Below are 22,880 nucleotides of genomic sequence, written 5' to 3' on the forward strand. Positions count from 1 at the left end.
ACACTATTCCCGTGCTGGACGGTCCGGGCTCCATCCGTTCAAGTAGGGGCGTAGATCTTCTGGGCTGGGTTCGATGGTGAAGTCCGCATCGGTGAATGCCGGTGTACCGACTGTGGGGTCGATTTTGTCGGCGCGGGCGCGTGCCCAGGCCAACCAGGTGGTGAGCTCGCCTTCCCCCGCCGCCCCACCAGCGGAGGCCTGCTCGAGGGCGTCGCAGAACGCCCGCATGTTTGCGGCTTTCTGCCACTGGTCCATCGCGGTGTTGAATGTCGTCCTGCGGTGCTCCTCGACGGCACGGCGGCGGGCTTTCGCGATGGCGTGCTTCCACCTTGCCTCGCGTTCGACGTCACGGCGGCGGCGCTCCTCGGCAGCCTGCTGTTCGGCGAGTCTCGCTGCGGCCTGCCGTTCCTTCTCTCGCTGCCGGAAGGCAGCGGTGATCCGTTCCTGCTCTTCGATGGCTTTGATGATGTCGGCGATGATGCGACTGGCCTGCTGTTCCAGGCTCCTGGTCGGGGTGTCACGCCAGGTGAGGCGCTGGCCGGATGGGGACGTGCTGACTTCGAGCCGGAGCCGGCCGGTGGAAACGCTGTCGAACTCGGGGACGTGTGCCCAGGGGCGGAGCCGTTTTGTTCGCCGTTCGTCGGCGGTGAGTACATGGGGTACCTGCTCATATTCCTCGAAGAACTCGAGCGACCGCCGCGCGCTGCCGAACTTCACGTACGGTTTCGGCTCCTTCGTGGTGACGTTGATGCCGACGCGGCATTTTCGGGTGACCCCGGCGTCGTTAATCGCCCGGAGCGCAGCAAGCACCCTGGGGATCGATTCCGGTGCCACGCGCAGGTCGGTGGGGTCCTGTTCAAGGGCGCCGTAGTCGGCGGCCGCGGTAGCGCGATTGTCATCCTGGTCGAGGCGTAGCCGATTCCAATCGGTGTCATAGGGCTGCGCCGCCGAATACAGGCGAACGACGAGGTCACCGGTGTTACGGCCGGTGTGGCGGAGGTCGTAGCCGTCCGGCACGAGTCTGTGCTGCTTGGCAGCGTGGATGGCCCGCCGATAGCTCGCCCGGGTGTCGGCGTCCGGATCCGACACGACCACGGTGCCGCCGCTGGTTTGGAGCCGCTCGATCAGCGCGGTCGCTTCCTGGATCACCGCGGGTTGCGCCGTCGGCTGCTGGCCCTTTCCGCCCGAGGCCACCGGCGTGGACGAACTCTCCGAAAGGTCCCGGCTCGTCGTGCCGGTCAACTCTGGGTACCGGCCGTTGTCGAGGTAGTAGCGGCCGCGCTCGGTCAACGCAGCGGACCACCGACCGTTCCGACGTGACACGGTGACCAGGCGGCGGCCCTGCAACGCCCTCGCGGTTTGTTTCGCGCCGTCGCCCGGCATACCCGCGTCATGGCATCCAGCCTCTACCCACCGCAGCACCTCGACTTGGTAAGGCTTCAGCGGCGCGGCGATGTCGACCATCGGCCAGTTATACCGACCACCTCCCTCCCCGGCATAGACCCTCATCATCCGGTAGGCGTAGGCCCTCGGTCGATGTCAGAGTGGTCCTGCATACCGGGGGTCACACGGCCTCCCGGCAGCGTCGGCATCCGAAGGGCGGTTCAGGTGGCGTTCGATGCATCGCAGTACGTCGTCGGCGACGAATGGGCGTACCGGCTTCGAGATACGGCACCTTCGGAACGCGTCCGCATCAAAGCCGTCACACCGAAGAAGACCACAGCGAGCGTCGAGGTGGAGTTCCCCGACGACGGCCACCGTGTGCAAACCGTGCCGTCAACTCGGCTGAAAACCCGGTGGGCGGACGTCGAAACTTATGACGCCAAGCAAGCAGCCTGGCAGCGCATCGCCGACTTCGAACTCGACTCCGTCGAACAGAGCGCAGTGAGCACCGTCTACTCCGCTCTCATACCGGAGGAGGTGGCAGAGCTGGACTGGCGCCCGGTCGAGAACGCAACGATCATCAAAGACCGCACGGCGCTAACCGAAATCCTTCAAGTGCCCGTCGATGAGATCCTCGCGAGGGCCCAATCGTTCACCAGCGACGACGGCACGATCGTTTCGCCCGCAGGCACCGTCTTGATCGCGGAGGTCGCCTGCCGAGCGCACTCGCACACCATCCTGGAGCACGTGATTGAGGAGGAGGCCGAGGCCCGACACAAATGCAAACACGGTGGCCCGCACCCCTTCCGCAAGGGCGAAGAGTCGAGTCCGGAATGGGAGTACCAGTGGTACCGCAAGTACGTGCGGCCCGAGCACGAACTGCTTCGCCAGTGGTGCGGCCACCGCGCCGTCGCCGCCCACGAACGCCTCACGGCCGCCGAAGCGGAGAACCACCGCCTCGATCTACTCGTCGTGCAACTCATCAAAGCGCTCGACCTCGCCGGCGAAACCGCGCACGCGGAACAATTCGCCGAAGAACACGAACGCGAACGGATCACGCCCTACCTCGCCCGTCCCGTCGTCGACCGCCCACTGCACTGGTCCGAAATGCCCGTACGCGAAGTCCCGGTCTACCGACGTCGCCAATGGTAGATAGCGCCGTCTGGCACAGTTGCCCATCCCGGCGCACTCAGCACGATGGTAGAAAACCCGCTTCGTGGACGAACCCGGAGGTCTCCGGGGCGGGCACGCTCCGATGTCGGGTCGGCAAAGGTGGAAGCGAGGCCCGCGCAGACGACTGCAGAACTTTCAAGAGCCGAGCGCGGGACAGTAAAACTCGATGAGGGTGCGCGTGAGTTGCTCGCCACGGGTGGTTATGGTCTCCAGGTCACTAGATGACATCCGGGCGAAGTTCGTCGGGTAGTCGGCCACTTGCTGACGCTCGACAAGGCCTGAGATCGGGATTGGGAGGCGGGCGTCGCGCATCCCGAGGTAGGAGTAGACGAATCCCTTCACGTGCCCAGCAGCCGCTAGCTCGTGGACCCGGGCGCGGGAGCCGTCCTGGTTGCGCGTGTGCGCGATCTCGAAGCTCCGTTTGAGTCTGCCCAGCATGAAGTTCGGTGCCAGGGGCGCCGTCCGGCCCAGGCCGGCGTCGACCGCAATCAAATAGTCCAGGTCGTATACGTGACTGGTGTGTTGCCTAGACCGTCCTGGCAGCAATGGACTGAGGCCGAGGTTGTCGTAGACGCCGCCGTCGGTCATCAGCATCGTTTCGACGTGCCGAGTGCCGTCGGTCCGGGTGAAAGTGTAGGTGCGGTTCAGCTGCGGTAAGAGGACCGGGAATGCGGCCGAGGCGGCGACTGCGTCCGCGACCGGTACCGGTTCGCTAATGGAGCCGTGCGGGGAGCAGGAGGACACGTCGCTGCCGAACCGGACGGCGTTGCCGGTGGACAGATCAGTGGCCGAGATGACGGTGCTCAACCCGGGGTGGGTGACCTGAGCCATCTCCTTGGCACCAAAGGGTCGGGAGGTAAGCGCGTCGACGAGTGCTTCGGTTCTGGTGCTCCTGCGAGGGCGGTTCTTTCCGCCGGGCAGTGCTGCGGGCGCCGCGCTGAGGATGTTGGCCATCATTCTGCGCGGCGTGAAGGTGCGCTTTGCGAGTTCCATTTGCAGGCCACGACGGAGGAGGGTTGTGACGGTCGAATCGAATTCCCCGAAGTCCTGGGGTCCGTAGGCCCACATCGCTGTCAGCAGGCTGCCGCCGCTGATTCCTGAGACGACTCGCACGTCGGCTAGGACTCCGCGGTCATGCAGCGCTCGTAGCGCTCCGAGCCCGAACGCGGTGGCACGAAATCCGCCGCCTGAGAACGCCAGTCCCACTCGTGGGCGCTCGGCTAATGTACTCACGGGCGCCTCCTGCGCCACGGCCACCAGGACGGCGGACGGCCGACTGGCCCTGTAGCCGCAGCGACGCCGTGGCGTATCTGCACGGGCGTGCCGGATCCGCCGCGGAAGTACCAACCGTCGGGTAGCTGTTGGAGATTGAGCCCGCCCACGTATCCGGGATGCCCGCTGACGATCGGGCCGTTTGAGCGCGGCACGACCCTGAGGTAGATGGCAGGTTGGGCTCCGACATCATCGTTGCGCCAGGCACGCCACGTTGCCTCGTCGCCGCCCACGATCATCATCAACGCCCGGCGGGTGGTCCCGTCGGGAGCAACGATCGACGCCATGCCCTGTTCATCCGTCGCGCTGGGCTGGGCACGTCCGGAGGGATGGGAGTGCCAGAAGCCGACGAACCCGCAGGTGCTCGCGGTACGCCTGACCTCGGCGCTGACGCGTTCCTGCGTGCCTTCGACTCCGTGGTGGAAGTACGTCGCGGATAGGTAGCTGTCTGGCGGCGGACCCGTGACCTTGTCGATGTACACAATGCCGGTCGCGTCATCGAACGCTCCGAGAAGCATCCCGCCAGTCTCGATCTTTGGTGTCCGGATCCGGGCCCCGCGCCGCACTTCAGCGCGCATTTCGGCGAGCGCTGTACGGCTCACCCTGACCTCGAACTCACCCGACTCATCGGTCTGCACGACGTCGCCCGGCCAGCTCACGCGCGAGGTGCCTCTCGTGGCTGCCGCACCCATCCTGACGGCAGAGGCGAACGATATCTGTTCGCCGCCTTCCGTCTCTCGTCGCTCTTGGTCAGCTGCGTGGAGGACCATTAGGGCTTCGTGGAGCATCATCCCGGCGAGCGCGGTCGACTGCGCTGCCGAGCCGACGAAGGTCGGTGAGGAGCAGCCGGGCTCAGGGAAGAACAGCTTGGTGCGCGGGGTCGGTGGGAACAGATCGTCGCCTACGTCGACCCACTCCGCCGTCCTCGACGCAGCCAGGAGCGACACCTTGCGGAACGTGTCGGCTGCCGCGCCGGTCGCCGCCGGCAGATTCGTGGTGACCAGCCCGCGTTCGGCGTTGTGGCCGATGACCATCGTGACCAACGACGGGCGGACGGCGGCGTCTTTTCGGGCCAGCTCGATGGCGGAGCGGACCGACGCGTCAGCCGTCGCATCGATGATCAAGTCGTACATGCTCAGGTCCTGATCCGGGGCGAAAAACTTGGTGCGCACGTTTCCGTGTGACGGCTCGATATCAAGGCTGTCGTGGATGGCGGACAGGCGGCTCGCAAGCGCGCGGGCCTTCCCGCGGCCGATGTCGGAGTCGGTGTACGGCTGCCGGACCAGGATCCCCGGTTTCACCACGGTGTAGTCGGCGACGGTCAATTTCTTTACACCAGCCCGAACACACAGTTCCGAAACTGGTGCGCCGAGTGCCCCCGACCCGAGTACTAGGACGCGCCGGCCGGCAAGCCAGCTCGACGGGGTGTCCTGGTCGCGCCGCCGGGTGACCTCGGGCCGGGTCTCCATGATGTCCATCCATGCTATGCGCGAGGAGTCGAACAGGCTGAAGGCCAGGTCACGGACCTCGTCTTGAAGTTCGGCGGATTCTTTCGACGCTCGCAGGTCGCGGATCTGCGCGAACAGGTCGGTGACCCTCCCGCTCAGCGCGTCTAGCTTCCACGCGGCCAAGTGGGCCAAGCGCAGGTCTCCGTCGACACGACGGGAGGGCGTGCCGACGAGCATGGCCGTGAAAAGCGGAGCCCCGTCGTCGGGGGTCTCGTCCCAAGTGTTTCCCGCAGCTTTCGCATCTTGCGCGACCTGCCGAGCCCGCAACTTTCTGTTGATGTGTGTACACACCGCCAGGTCGTTCAGGAGGGCGGTCCGGTCGTAGCCGGACTCGGAGAGCCCAGCGCTGAGCGACTTCACGTCCGTCGGGTACTCGAATCCGAGCTGGTCTGGCATCAGGACTACCGGGATAGCGAGCAGGGGTCTGCCGCGGTGGAACACCTCAAAGGCATCGTCCTCGGCTCGACCTACTGCCAAGTCCAAGTCGACCCACTCCAGAACGTCGACACGCTTACGGTCGCCGTTCACCGAGCACCAGGCCACCAGCCTGCCTACGTCGCTGCCAGATCCGTCCGCAGCCCAGGGCACTAGGTCGCCCAGATTCGGGTGAATCAGCAGCCGACCAGCGTCGGCACTCGTATAGACCGCCGGTGGATGCAGCGGCTGGCCGTCAGGGTCGAGGGTTCCGGCAGCCGCGTGTTCGATCCACTTCGACAGCCGGCCGATGAACCCACGCATGCCGTCCGTCGGGTTCCACTCAACCGACGGCACGGCGTAGAGGCACAGGTAGCTTCCCCACTGGACGTGGGGCGTACCGGCCCAGCGCTTGTGAACCGAGAAGACGATCGGAGACGCGAACGGGAAGCCGTCCGTGATGATGACCTTGAACCGCTCTCGGTGGCGTACCGCGATTCCGGCCGGCACATGCTCGAGCCCGGAGGTGTCGAGCGAGATAGTGAACGCGGTGTTACCTGCGGCGTTAGTCCACTCCTCGAGTACCTCGACCGCGCCGTCAGCTACCTCGACCAGGTCGCGTAGCTGACGGCGGGCGAGGTCGGTGCCGTCAGCGCTCACGCCCGAACCCGACGGCGTTGGTTGGCGCGGCGTCAGAGCCGCGGTCGGCCTTGATGACGGCCTGAACCCGCTCGGCGCCGGTCATGCCCGCAGTCTCGGAGATCGACACCACGCCTCCCGCGTATCGGCCTGCGGCGGTGGCGGCTGCCGCGACCTCGGACAACCGCCCGAGCTTCCGGCCAGCGGCCCTTGCGGCCTCTGCGCTCTTGGCGGAGAGCTCGACGACCTTGTCCTCGACGATCTGGGCGCCGTGCTCGTCAACGCCCAGGACGACTGGTGATGGGTCCTCGACGGAGGGCCACTCCATCGTGCAGATGAACCGGTCGAAGTAGTCCTTGTATCGATCGGCCGCCTTCTTGTGGGGTGGGTTGGCGCCGTCGACATCTGTGGCAGGGAGTGGGTGGCTACTCGCGATGACCACCGAGCCGTCGCGGGCATGATGCTCGAAAGCTTCAAGGATGTCGGTCTTCAGGACGTCCTTGCCGCCCTCACGTACGTACATGACGTGTTTGGAGCAGTGATGAGGAGCCAGCAAGAGATTCCACTCCAGGTATTGCGTCCTGTCGTGGTCCTCGCTGTATTGGAAGATCTTCATGATCGTCTCGTACGCCAGATCCCCGAACAGCAAGACCTTGCCGTCCTGGCCCCCTTCCTCGGTGAGGGTGATTTGTAGCGACAGCGAGGTCTCGTTGCGCTTGGCGGCGCAGTCGTCCTTGAAGGGCGCATGGATGAAGGCCTCGAACCGACCGGCGTAGTCAACGCCGTTGATTTTGGTGACGCTGATCCCCGGCTTCAGCAGGTACTCGTTCGGGAGGTCGTGGTAGGCATGCTTCTGCTCGTCGGTGTCGTAGCCGACCACGAGGACACGGTCGCCCAGCGCGATCTCATCACCGCCGGCGACCGCCTTCTTCACCGCCTCGACGCGACGCTTGACCTCATCGTGGAAGACCTTTGCGTCCTCGCACAACTCGACATCCTCGCCGTCGTCGAGATACTCACGCCACATACGTGGAGTGGCCCACAGCTCACCGATCGTAGCCTTTTCCAGTAGGTCGGCGAAGCCACTGCAATGATCTTTGTCCGCGTGCGTCAGCACGAACGCTGCCAGAAAGGGTCGGTCATCCGGACCGGTGGGCAACGCCTCCAACAGCAGATCTACGACTGGAACCTCAGGCGTGTCGTCATCATCGGCCTTCGCGCGGTCGTTCAGATCGACCTGCACCAACACCTCATCGGTGACTACAACCGTCGAACTGTCGCCCGTGCCGACTGGCCAGAAGACCGCCCCAAGATCTGGAAGAACGTCGCCCACGTCAGACTCCACCTCCGCCAATCCGACCGGCGTGCGGCCGGACACTGACTCGTTCGCTATCAGGAGCCGAGTGTTCCTGATCGGGAACGATGGTACGTTCTCGATCGGGAACCGACTACTCTGGGTGGGGAACAGATGCGCGTGTCACTCTCCGAGCTTGAGCTCGCCCGGCTAGAGGCGCCCGGAGCGCCGGATGCTCAGCTGGTGATCAGACTCGCCCAGCGGACCCTCGACGAACTTGCCATGCAGCCTCCGGTCAGCCATGAGATCGTCGCCTCGATGCGAGACATCGCCGAGATCGCCGAGGGAGATATTCCTTGGGCCGGGTGCCTCGTGCCTGGGCCGGCTGGCCTACGAATGACGCTGCGCCGACGAGACCCTGCCGGGAAGAAGCGTTTCACCGCCTTCCACGAGGTGAAGCACACCTACATGCCCGGTTTCACCGCGGTCGCGCAGTACCGCTGTGACCCCGCCACGCCACCGGACGAAACGCCGAAGCGTGACGTCGGCATCGAGACGCTGTGCGACCTCGGAGCCGCCGAACTGCTCTTTCCCAGGGCCACCTTTAAGGCCGATATTGCCGGTAACAGCGCAACCGTACAACTAGTCGAGGACCTTGCGGACCGCTACGACGCGAGCCTAGAGGCGACCGCTCGGCGACTCGTGTCCTTGCGCGCCGAACCCACCATGCTGCTGATCCTCGAACCAGCATGTAAACCCAGCCAGCCCGACGCCGAACCGGCGCTGCGGGTGCAATCCGTCAAGTCAAACGACAGGCAGCGGCTGTACCTGCCAAAGCACAAATCCGTGTCCGACGACAGTCCCTTCGGCCGGGCGTTAGGCGGCGAATCCGTCGACGAAATTACATCCCTGCAAAACGTCGCCACCAGCAAGTCGACACGGGTCCGAATCACCGCCGGCCACTATCCGTACACCGGCAGTCGAGGAGAGCGGCATATGCGAGTCCTTGCCCTGATCACCGCAGTAGGCTCCGGCCATGGACGCTGACCCCACTGATCGCCCAGCTCAGACGGACGCGGGCAGCGTGGGAGGTCGAATCCGCAAATATCGGCTGGAGCGAGGGCTCAGTCTGAGCCAGCTCGCCGAGCAGTCGGATGTCAGCAAGGGCTATCTATCCACCCTAGAAAACGATCCGGCGGCTCGGAGGCCATCGGCGGAGAGCTTATACGCCATCGCCAAGGTGCTCGGGGTGACGATGTCGGACCTGCTCGGCAGGAAGATTCTCCCCGCAGCCGCTACCGATGTCCCCAATAGCCTTCGTGAGTACGCCGAAGAAGACGATCTTCCCGAAGCCGACATCCGCATGCTCAGCGCGATCCAGTTCCGGGGCGATCCACCGCGCACCAAGGAACGCTGGCGCTACATCTATACCGCCATCCGTACTAGCGAAGCGATCGACAAGTAGCTTGCGACGACGCCTAGGCATCACATGCGTTGTTACTCAGCGACCGTCAGCGTACCGGCCTGTTCGGCCCGCCCGATCTGGCGTGAAGTCGGCGTCGAGCGTCGCAGAACGTCTTCGTCAGGGGCTACCCGCATAGGGAAAGGTCCCGGGCCGCTCCGATGTCAGACGCTTGACGCCGGCGTATAGGTCCGCAAGGCGGGACCGGCCGAGATGCGGGATGAGCGGTTTCGAAGTCGCGGAAGTAATGGACCGGGTCGTCGCCCGGATGCGGGTGCGCGAGTTGGGACAGTGCCGCAGCCAGCGTTCGACCGTCCAGCCCTCCGCGGGCCGGTCTGGGGCGCAGTCGGCCGGGAACGCGTCGTGAGCCTGTCGGGAAGCCGCCTGCGAGGGGTAGCCGAAGCTGCAAACCTATTCGGCCCAGGAGCAGGTGGTGGCCGCTAAGCAATCGAATGTCCGGCTGGCCGATGTGAGTGCTTGCCGAACGACCAGAGCCTTGGAGCAAGGACGCTCTGCGAATCTCTCGGGATCCTTTCTTACTCGTTCTCGGTACTTCCTTTTTGGTTTCGATGGGTGAATCCAACGTCGCCGTCTATCGTCCCCAGAAGGGATATGACGTTTGGGTCAGTGGGGTTACCGCCAATCAAGTCATCGATGACTTCCTGACTGGATGGGCTTTGAGCTTGGATTGCTTCCGGCTGGTTTGGTTGGCGACTGGGTGGCGTGTTCGCTTGCGCGCGTTCCGGCTGGCTCGGTTCTTGACTGTTCGGACTGTTCATTTCGCGCCCCTAATGTGGTCGTTGCTATCGTCAGCGCCACCCCCGTCAAAAATAAAAATAGGGCGGCTCGCCAGAGCTTCCTTTTTGTGACGTGAACTGCGAAGTTTTTGGTGTAGTCATTTATGCACTTCTGTCTGAGGAGAAGCAGGACAGCGCGCTCATCCAGCTTCGATGCTGCGATCGCCAGAGGGCCGGGTGGCGGCGAGTCCTTGAACGACCGCGGAGCGAGGGCCAAGAACGCTACAACCGCCGAGCCCAGAAGGGCAAGGTAGGAAATAGATTTCCAGAATCCATTAGTGTCTCGCGTTGCGAGAAATAATGAGACACCGGAGATGAATCCAAGAAGGGTCGTAGCCTTCGCGTCGAGGCGCAGGAGGTAGGCGTCAAGCCGGGTCAGGCTTTCGCGGCTCTCTTTATGAGTTAAGCGGATCACTTCTACCGAGCCGGCTGCGCCGCAATTAGTTTTCTCGCTGTCTGTCACACCGACTTCCCCGGGCCCTCCGGCCGCCCGCCTTCGCAAAGCAGCTCAGAGAACACGCTAGCCGTTCCAGAGCGGTTGCCGCTGGAATGGCGGATGATTTGCCAGCTTGACGCCTCCGGGAAGAACTGGCGGGTAGAATCCGCGACTCGATCTACTCTTCTGCCGCCGATAAAGCGCGCTGATCGCGGGTGCCTGTAGCGGCAATGCAGCGTGACACCGGATCGCTCGTCGCCCACTCACCAGGAGAGCCACCGCACAAAGTGCGCGATCCACGCCCAGGTTGCCCTGAGCGGTCGGCCACGCCGGCAGCTGAGCAAGGCCGTCTCGGACGGCATTGGCCGCTTCGCTGCTCTGGATGCGCTGGATGACCGCCGTCTCTCAGACGGCTGACCGTTAGATTTGGCTACTGAAAGTGACTGCCTCTCACGGTGGGCCGCATCTGTTTTGGGGAGATTTGGGTGACGCGAGCCTCGATCCGGCCGGTTCTGGGTGGCGATCGCTGGTGCTCGGATGGTGATTGGACGCAGTCGGGTTGCCTGGACGGAGCCACGCTCGTTGGATTCTGCGCCTCAGTTCATGCCATCAGAGGTCGACTCGTCGGCGATCGTAGGGGGTCGGCAGTCTTCATCGAGCAGTTTGGATGGTACTCGGATGGTGCTCGAACGTCGGCTTACTAACTGGAATTGGCGGCGCTTTCTGGACTTTCGCCTGCGTGTGCGCCCGTGATCGCGCCTGACCTGAGCTGGATGCAACGGCTGCGGCTGGACTGGCGTCCCTCGTTTGGATTAGACGTTGCATCCTGGACGAAATCTGTAGAGTGCTGGTCGTGGAATCCTGTGCACCTGCTTGGGACTACGGATCAGAAGGTTAGGGGTTCGAGTCCCTTCGGGCGCACAAGCTTATTGAGGGTCTGAGCTGCGGAAACGCGGTTCAGGCCCGTTTTGCTGTCCGGTCCTTGTAGATGGTGGATGCCACCGTTGTTGCGGGTTCGCGGGTCGTGACCTGAGGTTCTTGCGGGCGCGAGGAATGCGGCGGGGGTTCCGGCCCGGCCAAATATCGGCAGATGAACCTGGTGAGACTCCCGACCAGCTCATACTCATGCCGTGGCGGACACAACCCTTCTCGCGACAGCTATCGGCGGGGTCATCGCGGCCGCGTCCGGAGTGATAGGCGCCTGCCTGACGGCCCGCGCTACGAGGCTTGCCGCAGTCGAGGGGGCGAAGATGCAGCTTGATGCTCAGTTCCAGCAATGGCGGCAAGACGCCCGCACCGCGGTGTACGGCGCCGTCGCAGGCAGCTTCCGCGAACTGATGACGGCATGGTGGGCGTTGCGCGACGGCCGACGACGGGACGCCGACGTCAACGAGCCGTTGCATCAGCGGGCCCTCGCCGCGTATGCCGGCTTCAACTCGGATCTGGGCAAGGCGCAACTGCTCACCGATGACGTCCTGTTCGAGAGCATCAGGAGCCTGAGCGCCGCTGTGCAGGCATTCGACGAGCTCGCCGAGACCATGGATTTCGTGCATCGCCAGAGATGGACGACGGCAAACGACGAGCAGTACGAGCAAACGCGGGAAGCCGCAGAAGCCGCCTGTAAGGCGTTCCTTGGCAGAGCACGGGAACAGCTCGCCAAGAAACCGGCCCTCGTGCCTCACGACGAGCGCGAGAGGACCTGACCTCGGCCGGGGCCGGTGTCCCTGGACCCGAAACGTTGGTGGGGTCTTTTTCTATCGTCTCGCCATGCACTCCGGGCTATTCGGAGCGGCGGCGTGCTGCCAGATCGGCCGCCGCGGTGGGCCACTGCGGGTGGTCGAAGACGAATCCCGCGTCGATGAGCCGGCCCGGAACGACGCGTCGGCTTTTCAGGAGTAGTTCGGTGTCTGATTTGAGGGCGAGTGCGCCGATCTCGGCCATGTGACGCGTGGCGGGTAGGCCGACTGGCACCCGCCAGGCCGAACGAAGCTTCCGCATGAACTCCCGCTGCGGCAACGGGCCGGGTGCGGCCAGATTGACAGCGCCGGGGAGGTCGTCCCGCGAGATCAGAAAACGGATGGCGCGGACGAAGTCGTGGTCGTGGATCCAGGAGACGTACTGCTGGCCGCCGGCGACCGGGCCGCCGAGGCCGAGGCGGGTGAGCCAGCTCAGTACGTCGAAGACGCCGCCGCGGTCCGGGCTCATCACCATGGCCGATCGCAGTGCGACCTTGCGTGTCTGGGGTGTGACTGCCTGTTCCTGGGCGTCTTCCCAGTTCTTGGCGATTTTGACGCTGTAGGCCCAGTAGTCGGGGACGCCGTGCTCGTCGCCGCCGATCACGCCGTCGTGCTCGTTGTTGGCAGCGTCGAAGCGATGCGCGTAGATCGTTGCGGTGCTCATCTGTAGCCACGCCCTGGGTGGCCGGGCCGCTGCGGCGATGGCCTCGCCGACGACACGTGCTGAATCCACGCGTGAGCTCATCATGGCTTCGAGGTTTTCCCTGGTGTATCTGCAGCTCACACTGCGACCCGCCAGGTTGATGACGACGTCGCTGCCGTCGATCTCCGCCGCCCAGTCGCCAAGTGTCGACCCGTCCCAGCGGACCTGCCGCTCGTACGCAGGTGAGCCCACAGGTGAGCCCGCAGGTGAGCGGGTCAGCACGACGACATCGTGGCCGTCCGCGGTCAGCGCCCGGTTCAGAATCTTGCCCACCTGCCCGGTTCCCCCGGGAATGACGATCTTCATGAGTGCCCCTCGCCACTGTTGAGCATCTGCTCAAACTCAGCGTACGGCCTTTTGAGCGACCGCTCAACCCGGGATCAGCACGACCTTGCCGACGATGGTGTGTGACTCGGCCAGCTCGACCGCTTTCCGGATCTCGGTCAGGGGCAGGCGTGCAGCGATCTGCGGGTGCAGGACCCCGTCGGCGAGCAGAGTGAAGACGGCCGCCATGTCCTCCTGCAACCGGCTGCGGAATCGTTCGGGGCGCAGCAGCTTGCCGCCCCAGACGTCGAAGAAGCCGGCCCGGCGGCCGTTCGGCAGCGCGTTGAGCCAGGCGAGCTGACCGAGCAGGGCGATGAAGGCCGGGATCATCGGTCCGGAGTCCTTGAGCATGGCGTAGCTGACTAGGGTCCCGCCCCTGGCCAGCAGGGACCAGGAGCGGGCGATGCTCTTGCCGCCGATGTGGTCGAAGACGGCGTCGACCCCGCCCGGTGCCAGGTCGCGCACCCGGGTGGCCAGGTCGGGGTCGTTGTAGTCGACGGATAGTACGCCGAGGTCGCGCAGGGCGGCGTGGTGGCGGGGTGATGAGGTGCCGATGACCCGGGCGCCGGCGTGCAGGGCGAGTTGGGCCAGGGTGGTGCCCACGCCGCCGTTGACGCCGTGGATCAGGATCGTCTGGCCGGCGCGGACCTTCGCCCGGCGGTGCAGCATCTGGTAGGCGGTCAGGCCGCTGACCACCAGGGTCTCCACCTCCCCGGCGTCCAGCTCGGCGGGAACGGGCACCAGGTCGACGGCTTTGAGCATGGCGTGGGTGGTCCAGCCGCCGGTTTTGGTCATGGCCGCGAACCGCCGGCCCACCAGGGTCGCATCCACCCCGGGGCCGGTCGCGGTCACCGTGCCGACCAGGTCATATCCGGGTACGAAGGGAAACTTGGGCTGTCCGGGATAGCGGCCGAGTCGCATGGCGTGCTCGGCGAAGGAGATGCCGGTTGCGTCCACTGCCACCAGCACCTCGCCGTGGGCCGGGGCGGGCAGAACGCGCCGGCGCAGTTCCAGTCCGTCGGGCTCTACCGGGCCGGGCATGACGACTTCGGTCACCTCGGTGCTCATGAGACGAACTGCAGCTGGGTCAGCAGGACGTGGATGTCGGTGTTGACCCAGTACTCGGCGATCCGGTCGTTGTCCGTACGCAGGATGTCGGTGCCGGTGAAGTCGACCTTCGTGCCGACTGGGGCGTTCGCTCCGGGCATGCCGCCTGCGTAGCTGCCCTGGGCTCGCCAGCGCAGGGCGATCCGGTCGGTGTCGGCGATCGGGCCGACCTCGATGGCGAAGGTGAGGTCGGGAAGGGCGGCGCGGGTCTGTGCGATCCAGGCCACCAGCGCCTCGGGGCTGTTGACGGCGCTGCCGTCCCCGCCGTCCATCATCGCCGCGTGCACCCGGAACTCGGGAGCGATGAACTCCTCGGCCCCCGCGTAGTCGCCGTTCCACAGGTGTAGCCAGGAGTTGACCAGGTTCGACATGGGATTCCCTTCGTTGAACAATTGCGCTTACAGCCGTAACCATACATGCAAACCTTACGACCGTAACCATAGAACGAGAAGAAGCCCGCGGACTGGCGTACGGTCCGCGGGCAGGGAATAAAGGGAGCGGTCAGCGAGTGAGGCGGAAGCTCTGCGCAGCAGTGCCGTTGCAGGCGTACTGGACCAGCTGGACGCTGTCCGCGAGGGAGGCGGCTGGGACGTCCAAGCACTTGCCGCTGTTGCGGTTCACGAAGTGGTAGTAGCCGGCGCCCTCGCTGACGGGCAGCCACTGCTGGTTGGTGCCGCCGCTGTAGGTCCAGGTCTGGATCGGGGCGTTGTCCGCTGTGGACACATTGGTCACGTCGAGGGCCTGGGCGCTGTTGCCGCGGTTGTTGATGCGAACGTAACCGCTGCTCGTCGGGGCGAACTGGTACTGCTGCGCATTGCTGGCGTTGCAGGCGTACTGCTGGATTGCTGTGCCGTTGGTGGTGCCTGCCGCCCGGGCGTCGAGGCACTTCGCGCTGTTCTTGTTGACGACCGGGTACCAGGCGGCGGGGTCGATGGGGGACTGTTCAGAGCCTGACTCGCCGGCCAGCCACAGGATGCTGTTGATCAGCCACTGGTTCTGCTGCGCGCTTGCGAACGTGGACGACGTACGCGTATTGGTGTCGTAGTTCATGCCGTTGTGGCCGAAGTTCGTGTAGACCATCTTGTAGTTCCGGTTGGTCCAGATCAGCGGGTAGAAGCCGCTCGTCCACTGCTGGTTGGGGTCGGTGCCGACCGGGAAGCTGGACGCGTCGATCGAGGCGAGGATGTCGATGTCGGGGTTCTGCCGCAGGTCCCGGCTCCACGAGTACCACTCGCTGACCGCCGACGGGATCGTGGCCGGTAGGCCCGCGGTGGTCGGATGGCTACGGTCCTCGATCTTGAGCGTCTCGGCGGTCGGGCCCCACGTGTTGGTGGCGAAGTTCCCCGACCCGAGGAACGTGTTGTAGTACCAGCTCCAGTCATTGGCGTTCGTGGTGAACGCGCTGACGTGGAAGCCCATCCAGGCGCCGCCGTTCTGCATGTACTGCTGGAAGGCGGCCCGGCGCTCGGCCGGCGGGGCGTCGTCCAGGAACATGATGACCTTGTAATCGGTGAGTCCGGCGGCGCTGAGCCGGCTCCAGTCGGTGGTGGCCTCCCAGGTGAAGCCGTTCTGCGCGGCGGCCTGCGGGAACCACTCCTTCGCTTCCTTGTCGAAGTCGATGTGTGCGGCGTCCCAGGTGCCGTTGTAGAACGCGAGCACCTTGAAAGGCGTCGCGGCGTGGGCGGGCACGGCGGCTGTCGCGACAGCGGTGACCAGGGCGACGGCCGCGATGAGGGTGCGTCTGAGCAGACTCATGGCAGGTACCTCGGGGATGAGAGCGGTTGGGGGCGGCGCCGCTGGCTTCATCCTGCAACATCGCTGTCCTTCGATACAAGGAATAGTTAATTCAATTTCCGATACTGGCCGGCGTGATCCGGTGGCGGTCAGTGATAGTTGCCGCATCGGGTGGGGTGCGGGTCGGGTGTAAGGAGGGTGCCGGACGGTTGCGGTGGCGTGGGAGATTGGCGCTGGCCTGCGGTTCTGTGGGTCCTTGCGGCCTGGGGAGGGTCAGTGGAGGAAGCTCTGTCGGCCTACAGTGATGGCCGGGTGGACGGTTTTGCGGGGCAGCGTGATCCGGCGCGGGCCGAGCATCCCGTGACCGGCGTCGACTACCGGCGTGGGTTCCTGGACGGCCGGGTCGAGGTGTTCCAGATGATGGCCGGCGTTCGCCGGTTGTTGGAGGCCGGTGACTGAGGTCGATCTGTTGTGGACGGCGGTGTCGGTACGCTTCCAAGGGTGACCGGGACATCTCTGGTGGTTCTCGGGCCGGTTCGCGCCCATCGGGACGGCCGGGAGATCGAGCTGGGGTCGCCTCAGCAGCGGGCGTTTCTCGCGTTGCTGCTGGCGCATGCCGGAGAGCCGGTTTCGATCGGTGCGCTGTCGGAGGCATTGTGGGGCGGGAATCGGCCGGCGACCGCGGCCGGGATTCTGCATCGCTATGCCGGCGCTCTGCGGCGGGTGCTGGAGCCGGAGCGGCCCGCGCGGGCGGCGAGTGGGTGGATCGAGCGGACTCCGGGCGGGTACAGGTTCTGCGGGCCCGCCACAGCGCTTGATCTGCTGGTTTTCCGGCGGCTTGCGGTGACCGGCGGGTCCGTCGAGGCGTTGCTCGGGGCGTTGCGGGTATGGCGGGGAGCGGTTGCTGCGGACGTGTTGCCGGGCGTACGGAATCATCCGGTTTTTCTCGCTCTGGAGCGTGAGCGGATCGCCGTGCTGAAAGCCGCGGTTGATGCCGCGCTGAGCACGGGGAAAGCGAAACTCGTGCTGCCGGAGATCGCTCGAGCAGCGGCCGGGGCAGGGCTGGATGAAGGGTTGCATGCGCGGCTCATCACCGTTCTTGCCGTGGCCGGGCAACGGGCCGCCGCGTTGACCGCCTACCGGGAGATCCGGGACCGGCTGGTACGCGAACTGGGCGTCGAGCCGGGCCCCGAATTGCGCAGAGCCCACCGGGAGGTGCTGGTGGAGGAGACGCGGGTGCGCAAAGTGCCCGCGCGGTTGCCGGCGGACCTGGCAACCTTCAACGGACGGGTCGCAGAAATGCGCGAGCTGGCGGCCGCCCGCGATGCCGTCATTGTCATCGGGGGGATGGGCGGAACGGGGAAGACCACCCTCGCCGTTCATTGGGCTCATCGCATCGCCGCGGATTTCCCCGACGGCTGCCTCTATGCGAACCTGCGGGGATTCGACGCGACTGCCGCTCCGGTCGGGCCGGTCGATGTTCTGCGCGGTTTTCTGGACGAGCTGGGGGTTCCGGCGGCCCAGCTGCCACAGTCCTTGGCGGGACTGTCAGCCATGTATCGCAGTGTGATCGCCGGGCGGCGGGTGCTGGTGCTGCTCGACAACGCTCGCGATGACGAGCAGGTGCGGCCCCTGCTGCCGGGGGAGAGATCCAGCTCTGTCATTGTGACCAGCCGCAACAGTCTGGCCGGGCTGGTCGCGGAGGGCGCGCGGCCGATTCGCCTCGACGGTTTCAGCGACGCGCAGGCCCGGGACTATCTGAGCGGGCGGCTGGGTGCGCACCGGGTCGACGCGGAGCCCGCGGCCGTGGGAGAACTGATCGCCGCATGTCGTGGCTTACCTCTCGCGTTGGCGATCGTCGCCGCTCAGGCCCTGGTGAATCCCGCGTTTCGGTTGGCCGACATGGCCGTCGAACTGCGCGCCGCCGAGGGACTGGACGGATTCGGCGATGTCCGGAACGTTTTCTCCTGGTCGTATCGCACGCTGAGCCCCGCCGCGGCCACACTGTTCCGGCGGCTCGGCCTCGCGCCCGGCCCTGACATCGCGCTCTCCGCGGTGGCGGTTCTCGCGCCGGAGCAGCGCCCCCGGGAGATGCTCGCGGAGCTCGTCGGTGCTCATCTGATCACGGAGCATCGTCCCGGACGGTGGGTGTTGCACGACCTGCTGCGCAGCTACGCGGGCGAGCTCGCCGAAGACCAGGAAGACAGGGCGGAGGTGCTCAGAACGCTCTTCGACCACTATGTCCGGTGGGGTGCGAAAGCGACCGAGTTGGAGCGGCCCGATCGAAGAGCTGTCGCGGTGGGGCGGCCCGTGCAAGGCGCGCCACTGCCGCCGTTCCGCACCCGCGATGCCGCCCTGGCCTGGTTCAACTCCGAACGCGAAGTGCTGCTCGCGGCGCTGGACGACGCGGCGCGGCACCGGCTTGACCTGCAGGTTTGCGAGCTCTCCTGGGTGCTGACCAACCCGCAGGACCGGTGGGCCGACTGGTACGGCTGCCTGCACAGCAAACAGCTGCAGCTGGCCGCCGCACAGCGTCTCGGAGATCCCTGGTGGACGGCTGCTGCGCACTACGGGATCGGGCGCAACTACTTCAAACTGGGCCGGCACGCGGAGGCGCAGCCGCATCACCGGGCCGCGGCGGACATCCTGCGTACGCTCAACGACCCGTACGCCCTGGCCAACGCCGTCATGGGCCTCGGTGTCGCCGCCGCCGAACTCGGCGACCCGCTCGACGCCGCGATCGGCCACTACCGGGAGGCGATCGAGCTCTTCGGCGTGGCGGGCAGCGTCGAAGGGGAGGCCCTGGGGCACACCAACCTGGCCGACGTGCTGGACCAGCGGCAGGCGGACCCGCAGACGGCTATCGACCATTACCGGGCCGCCCGGGAGTTGCACCGGGGGGCGGGAAACCGCCACGGCGAGGCGATCGTGCAGTTCAACCTGGGTGAGCTGCATCTGCGGCACGATCGCCCGGCCGAAGCGGTCGACTGTTACCGCAGCGCGGCGTCGTTGTTCGGGGAACTGCGGCAGACGTACCGGCAGATAGAGTCCTTGATCGAACTGGGTCGCAGCGGTGCCCGCGATGCCTGGGTGTCGGCGCGGGAACTGCTCCCCGGGCTGGACACCGCCGCCGCGCAGAGCCTGCGAAATCGGCTTGACCAGGCTGAACGCGACGTTCAGCGGTTGGTCAGTGAACGTGTCATCCCTTCTCCCTAGGCTCGGGATGCCCTCCGAGCGGAGGGCGAGAACACCGAATCCGGGGGGATTTGCCATGCCGCTCAGCCTCGCCGCGGACAGACCGTGGTCCGCCGACATCATCGACCTTTCCGCAGCCCGCGAACGCCGGACCGCCGGGATCAGATACACGGTGCTCGGCCCGGTCCGGGCCTGGCGGGGCGAGACAGAGCTGGAGCTCGGGTCGCCACAGCAGCGCGCCGTGCTCGCCGCGCTGCTACTGCGCGAGGGCGCGATGGCCACGGTGGATGAGCTGAGCCGGGCCGTCTGGGGTGACGATTCCCCGCGTACGGCGGTGAGCACGATCCGTACGTATGTCTCCCGGCTGCGGGGCATCCTGGGCGGGGCGATCACCTCGGTGGGCGGGGGTTACGCGGTGCAGGTACCCGCCGATTGCCTCGACCTCGCCCGTTTCCGCCGGCACGTCGACCGGGCGCGCCTCGCCCGGCGCAGCGGTGAGCACGGGCAGGCCGTCGACGAGCTGGCCGCCGCTGTCGAACTGCGGCAGGGGCAACCGCTCGCGGGTGTGCCCGGCCCGTATGCGCGGGCCCAGCGGGACCGCCTCACCGAGCTGCTGACCGGCGCCGCTATCGACCGGCTCGCCGCCGAGGTGGAGCTGGGCCGCGACACCGACGCGATCCCGGAGCTGACGGCGCTGCTGGCCGAGTTTCCGCTCCGCGAGCAGCTGTACGAGCTGCTGATGATCGCTCTCTACCGGGCGGGACGGCAGGCGGAGGCGCTGGGGCAGTATCGGGCGGCGCGTCGCATCCTGGCGGACGAGCTGGGCATCGACCCGGGGCCGGCGCTACGCCGCGTGCACGAGCAGATTCTCACGGCGGATCAGGCTCTGCCGGTGAAGGGGGTCAGGCTGGTTGTACTTCGACGGCCCGCGCCGCATATCGGGACGACAAACCCGCGACAGCCCGGCGCAACCGCTCCCCGTCCCCGGCGGCGACGATAGAAGCCACGGCCTGCACCGAGACGGCACGGGGACTGTCGATCTCGCTGAGCATCCCGGCGGCTTCGCGCAGGGACTCGCCGGCCGCGTGCCGGTCACCGAGGTCGAGCTGGTGGACCGCCGAGTCGACCAGGGCATCGGCGTGCAGAAACCGATCGCCGGACTGCCGGTAGAGCTCGATGGCGTGCCGCAGACCCGCAAGCGCTGCGGCCGGCGCTCCGAGCGCCGCCCGGATGGTGCTCATCGTGACCCATGCTGTGGCCTGCGGGTGCACGTCACCGGCGGCGCGCAGGTAGTTGATGGCCTGCTCGGTGTAGGTGAGCGCGAGGTCGTACTCGCCGAGCTGGTAGTAGGCATGCGAGATGTAGTCGGCGACCTTCTCGGGGTGCTCGAGGCGGTGGTAGAGGTTCAGTGCCTCGCGCAACTGCCGATGTTCGTCGTCATGCCGGCCGGCGGTGGCGTGCAGATCGGCGATCCGGACGTGCAGGTGCGCCGCCGAGACCAGGTCGCCGGACTCCCGGAACAGTCGCAGCGCCTCCCCGTAGTGACGGCGGCTGTCGTCCTGCCGGTTGAGGAATCGCGGAGCGAACATCATGCCGAGGCTGTGCTGGGCCTCCGCCTCGGCGGCCCGGTTGCCGAGCCGGACGGCGGCTGTCATCGCAAGGCGCTGGGACGCCTCCCACTCGGCCCAGAAACCACGGCGCTGCAGCAGGTTTTCGAGCGCCCAGGCGAGCTGGAAGACCTCGGCATGCGCGCCGGTCGCCTCCGCGGCGTCGAGGACCTTGAGCACCACCTGTCTTTCGGCGGTGAGCCAGGCCAGCGCCGAATCGTGGTCGGGGAACGTTTCCGGGGTCACCCCGGCAAGCTCGGGAGCCTCGACGGTGGACGCGGACCGGCGCGGGTTCAGACGGATGGCCGCTGCCGTCGCGCTCCGCACGTAGTGATCCCGGATCCGGGCGAACGCCTCCTCGGTTTCCGCCACCGCCATCAGCTCGGTCGCGTAGGCGCGCAGCAGGTCGTGGAAGCGGTAGCGGCCGGCCGCATACTCGGTCAGCAGCTGGGCCCGGGACAGCTCGGCGAGCAGCGCGCGAGCCCGCCGGACCGGCACGCCGAGCAGGCTCGCCGCCGCCGGGGTGCTCAGCCGGGGACCCGGATGGATCGACAGGTAGCGGAACAGCCTGGCGGCGTGTTCGTCCAGCAGGCGGTAGGACCAGGAGAACACCGCCCGCAGGTCGAGGCTCGGATCGACCGTGCCGAAACCGTCCAGTGGGTCGCCGGACTCACGCAGCTCAGCGGCGATGTCGGCCAGGGTGAACGCCGGGTTTATCGCAGCCCGCGCGGCGACGATCGCCAGCGCCAGGGGCAGGCCACCGCAGAGGGCTATCAGGTCCGGCAGGGCTGCCGGTTCCGCCGCGATCCGGGCCGTGCCCAGCCGGCGTTCCAGGAGCGACCGCGCACCCTCGGGATCCAGCAGATCCAGCGGTACGGGCTGGGCGCCGTCGGTCACCACCAGCCCGGTCAGCGGCGTGCGGCTCGTGACGATCGCCCGGCACCCGGAGTTGCCCGGTAGCAGGGGCCGGGCCTGCTCGGAGTCGAGCACGTTGTCGAGCACGACCAGCATCCGGCGCCCGGCGAGCATGCTCCGGTAGAGCGCGGCCTGCGCCTCGACAGCGTGCGGGATGCGTTCGGGCGGCACCCCGAGCGCGTCGAGGAATCCGCGAATGGCTTCTGCCGTGTCCATCGGCTTGCCGCTCGGGTCGAAGCCGCGCAGATTCACATAGAGCTGACCGTCGGGGAAGTCGCCGGCCACCTCGTGCGCACAGTGGACAACCAGCGTGGTCTTGCCGATGCCACCCATCCCGCTCATCGTGACGATGCCGCCCGCGTTGCCGCTGAGCAACGACCGGATGTGGGCCACCTGGTCGCGGCGCCCGGCGAAGGTGGGCAGGTCGACGGGGAGCTGCGCGGGCCGGATCACCGGCATGACCGTGGGCGTCGAACCCGGGGACCGGGTGACGGAGAGGTGGGCCTCGGCCAGCGCCGGGCCGGGGTCGATGCCCAACTCGTCGGCCAGTCTTTCGCGCGTGGCCACGAAGATGTCGAGGGCTTCCGCTGGGCGTCCGGCCGCGGCGAGCGTACGCATGAGGGTTGCCTGCAGGTGCTCGTCCAGTGGCCGGCCGGAAGCCGCCTCCCGCAGGCCGGGCAGGACGCGGTCCGCGGATCCGTCCTCGAGCGAGAGCTCCGCCGCCTCGATCGCGACCACGGCGAACTCGGCCTCGATGGCGGCGAAGAGCGGATTGGTGCGCACGGCAGGGCTGATGTCCGCGGCCACCGCGCCCTTGCGAAGGGCGAGCGCGGCGACGGGATCGTGGTCGCGCAGGTGGCGGAAGTGCAGGATGTCGCTGGTGTCCGCGGTGGCGTCGAGCCGATAACCGCCGGCCGTGCTGACGATCAGCCCGGTATCACCGAAGACCCGGCGCAGCTGGCTCACATAGCGCTGGACCACGTTGGGGGCGGTTGCCGGGGCGCGGTCGGGCCACAGCACGTCGACCAGCTCGTCCATCGTGACCGGTTGACCCGCCCGCGCCAGCAGCACCGCCAGCAACGCCCGCTGCTGCGGGGCACCGAGGTCGAGCTCGGACGCCCCGTGCCAGGCGCGCACCGGGCCGAGCAAACTGAGCCAGATCGCGGGTTCGGTCACGCTGT

18 protein-coding genes are annotated in these 22,880 nt (G+C 66.7%); 8 read left to right on the forward strand and 10 right to left on the reverse strand.

From position 1 onward, the window contains the following. Positions 1-3 precede the first annotated feature (3 nt). Positions 4-1,464, reverse strand: coding sequence for a hypothetical protein (locus tag Ahu01nite_RS16810; RefSeq protein WP_203837459.1), 1,461 nt, complete (start codon positions 1,462-1,464; stop codon positions 4-6). A 144-nt stretch (positions 1,465-1,608) separates the two neighbouring features. On the opposite strand from Ahu01nite_RS16810, the gene Ahu01nite_RS16815 reads away from it, so the two are divergent. Then, positions 1,609-2,535: a hypothetical protein gene (locus Ahu01nite_RS16815; protein ID WP_203837460.1), complete on the forward strand. Its 927-nt coding sequence runs from the start codon at positions 1,609-1,611 to the stop codon at positions 2,533-2,535. A gap of 156 nt (positions 2,536-2,691) precedes the next feature. Here Ahu01nite_RS16815 and Ahu01nite_RS16820 read toward each other — a convergent pair whose 3' ends face one another. The 3 genes from Ahu01nite_RS16820 to mblB are packed head-to-tail and all read right to left on the reverse strand — an operon-like array spanning position 2,692 to position 7,722. Beyond that, positions 2,692-3,789, reverse strand: a complete 1,098-nt coding sequence (locus Ahu01nite_RS16820) for a patatin-like phospholipase family protein (RefSeq protein WP_203837461.1) — start codon at positions 3,787-3,789, stop codon at positions 2,692-2,694. Further along, the gene (gene cap2-3 / locus Ahu01nite_RS16825) at positions 3,786-6,410 is read right to left on the reverse strand and encodes an anti-phage 6A-MBL system cap2_3 protein (RefSeq protein ID WP_203837462.1); all 2,625 of its coding nucleotides are present in this window, start codon (positions 6,408-6,410) and stop codon (positions 3,786-3,788) included. Before cap2-3 ends, Ahu01nite_RS16820 begins: the two co-directional genes overlap by 4 nt. Further along, a complete protein-coding gene (gene mblB / locus Ahu01nite_RS16830) occupies positions 6,400-7,722 on the reverse strand; it encodes an anti-phage 6A-MBL system MBL-fold protein (protein WP_203837463.1) in 1,323 nt (440 codons plus the stop codon). The genes cap2-3 and mblB overlap by 11 nt, the downstream gene beginning before the upstream one ends. A gap of 204 nt (positions 7,723-7,926) precedes the next feature. On the opposite strand from mblB, the gene Ahu01nite_RS16835 reads away from it, so the two are divergent. The 3 genes from Ahu01nite_RS16835 to Ahu01nite_RS16845 all read left to right on the forward strand — a co-directional run bounded on the left by Ahu01nite_RS16835 (position 7,927) and on the right by Ahu01nite_RS16845 (position 9,512). Further along, on the forward strand, positions 7,927-8,730 hold the full coding sequence (locus Ahu01nite_RS16835; RefSeq protein ID WP_203837464.1) for an ImmA/IrrE family metallo-endopeptidase: 804 nt from the start codon (positions 7,927-7,929) through the stop codon (positions 8,728-8,730). After that, entirely contained in the window at positions 8,720-9,148 is a 429-nt protein-coding gene (locus Ahu01nite_RS16840; RefSeq protein WP_203837465.1) for a helix-turn-helix domain-containing protein, read from the forward strand. Before Ahu01nite_RS16835 ends, Ahu01nite_RS16840 begins: the two co-directional genes overlap by 11 nt. A 217-nt stretch (positions 9,149-9,365) precedes the next feature. Beyond that, positions 9,366-9,512 carry a hypothetical protein gene (locus Ahu01nite_RS16845; protein WP_203837466.1) on the forward strand — a complete coding sequence of 49 codons (147 nt, stop codon included), beginning with the start codon at positions 9,366-9,368 and terminating at the stop codon, positions 9,510-9,512. Between the two features lie 281 nt (positions 9,513-9,793). Here Ahu01nite_RS16845 and Ahu01nite_RS16850 read toward each other — a convergent pair whose 3' ends face one another. Further along, positions 9,794-10,405 (reverse strand): Pycsar system effector family protein, encoded by a 612-nt coding sequence (locus Ahu01nite_RS16850; protein ID WP_203837467.1) that lies wholly within the window; start codon positions 10,403-10,405, stop codon positions 9,794-9,796. Positions 10,406-11,508: 1,103 nt separating this feature from the next. Between Ahu01nite_RS16850 and Ahu01nite_RS16855 the strand changes: the two genes are divergently transcribed. After that, positions 11,509-12,081, forward strand: a complete 573-nt coding sequence (locus tag Ahu01nite_RS16855) for a hypothetical protein (protein WP_203837468.1) — start codon at positions 11,509-11,511, stop codon at positions 12,079-12,081. Between the two features lie 76 nt (positions 12,082-12,157). Here the strand turns inward: Ahu01nite_RS16855 and Ahu01nite_RS16860 are convergent, their stop codons facing one another. The 4 genes from Ahu01nite_RS16860 to Ahu01nite_RS16875 form a co-directional block, all read right to left on the reverse strand. Beyond that, positions 12,158-13,123: an epimerase gene (locus Ahu01nite_RS16860; protein ID WP_203837469.1), complete on the reverse strand. Its 966-nt coding sequence runs from the start codon at positions 13,121-13,123 to the stop codon at positions 12,158-12,160. Between the two features lie 63 nt (positions 13,124-13,186). Beyond that, entirely contained in the window at positions 13,187-14,209 is a 1,023-nt protein-coding gene (locus tag Ahu01nite_RS16865; RefSeq protein WP_203837470.1) for a medium chain dehydrogenase/reductase family protein, read from the reverse strand. Continuing rightward, positions 14,206-14,619 (reverse strand): ester cyclase, encoded by a 414-nt coding sequence (locus tag Ahu01nite_RS16870; protein WP_203837471.1) that lies wholly within the window; start codon positions 14,617-14,619, stop codon positions 14,206-14,208. Before Ahu01nite_RS16870 ends, Ahu01nite_RS16865 begins: the two co-directional genes overlap by 4 nt. 130 nt (positions 14,620-14,749) lie before the next feature. After that, positions 14,750-16,003 carry a ThuA domain-containing protein gene (locus Ahu01nite_RS16875; RefSeq protein ID WP_203837472.1) on the reverse strand — a complete coding sequence of 418 codons (1,254 nt, stop codon included), beginning with the start codon at positions 16,001-16,003 and terminating at the stop codon, positions 14,750-14,752. Positions 16,004-16,258: 255 nt separating this feature from the next. On the opposite strand from Ahu01nite_RS16875, the gene Ahu01nite_RS16880 reads away from it, so the two are divergent. Genes Ahu01nite_RS16880 through Ahu01nite_RS16890 form a run of 3 tightly spaced genes read left to right on the forward strand, consistent with a single transcriptional unit; the run spans position 16,259 to position 20,177 of the window. Further along, positions 16,259-16,441 (forward strand): hypothetical protein, encoded by a 183-nt coding sequence (locus Ahu01nite_RS16880; protein ID WP_203837473.1) that lies wholly within the window; start codon positions 16,259-16,261, stop codon positions 16,439-16,441. Between the two features lie 42 nt (positions 16,442-16,483). Beyond that, positions 16,484-19,198, forward strand: coding sequence for an AfsR/SARP family transcriptional regulator (locus Ahu01nite_RS16885; RefSeq protein WP_203837474.1), 2,715 nt, complete (start codon positions 16,484-16,486; stop codon positions 19,196-19,198). Between the two features lie 55 nt (positions 19,199-19,253). Then, the gene (locus Ahu01nite_RS16890) at positions 19,254-20,177 is read left to right on the forward strand and encodes an AfsR/SARP family transcriptional regulator (RefSeq protein ID WP_203837475.1); all 924 of its coding nucleotides are present in this window, start codon (positions 19,254-19,256) and stop codon (positions 20,175-20,177) included. Here the strand turns inward: Ahu01nite_RS16890 and Ahu01nite_RS16895 are convergent. Continuing rightward, a complete protein-coding gene (locus tag Ahu01nite_RS16895) occupies positions 20,080-22,875 on the reverse strand; it encodes an AfsR/SARP family transcriptional regulator (RefSeq protein ID WP_203837476.1) in 2,796 nt (931 codons plus the stop codon). The genes Ahu01nite_RS16890 and Ahu01nite_RS16895 overlap by 98 nt on opposite strands. Positions 22,876-22,880: the final 5 nt, after the last annotated feature.

Source organism: Winogradskya humida, assembly GCF_016862215.1.
GTDB classification, from domain to species: domain Bacteria; phylum Actinomycetota; class Actinomycetes; order Mycobacteriales; family Micromonosporaceae; genus Actinoplanes; species Actinoplanes humidus.

Coding starts and splice junctions, on each gene's coding strand:
- Ahu01nite_RS16810 (WP_203837459.1), bottom strand. CDS start 1,464: ATGGTCGACATCGCCGCGCCGCTGAAGCCTTACCAAGTCGAGGTGCTG.
- Ahu01nite_RS16840 (WP_203837465.1), top strand. CDS start 8,720: ATGGACGCTGACCCCACTGATCGCCCAGCTCAGACGGACGCGGGCAGC.
- Ahu01nite_RS16845 (WP_203837466.1), top strand. CDS start 9,366: ATGAGCGGTTTCGAAGTCGCGGAAGTAATGGACCGGGTCGTCGCCCGG.
- Ahu01nite_RS16860 (WP_203837469.1), bottom strand. CDS start 13,123: ATGAAGATCGTCATTCCCGGGGGAACCGGGCAGGTGGGCAAGATTCTG.
- Ahu01nite_RS16865 (WP_203837470.1), bottom strand. CDS start 14,209: ATGAGCACCGAGGTGACCGAAGTCGTCATGCCCGGCCCGGTAGAGCCC.
- Ahu01nite_RS16870 (WP_203837471.1), bottom strand. CDS start 14,619: ATGTCGAACCTGGTCAACTCCTGGCTACACCTGTGGAACGGCGACTAC.
- Ahu01nite_RS16875 (WP_203837472.1), bottom strand. CDS start 16,003: ATGAGTCTGCTCAGACGCACCCTCATCGCGGCCGTCGCCCTGGTCACC.
- Ahu01nite_RS16890 (WP_203837475.1), top strand. CDS start 19,254: ATGCCGCTCAGCCTCGCCGCGGACAGACCGTGGTCCGCCGACATCATC.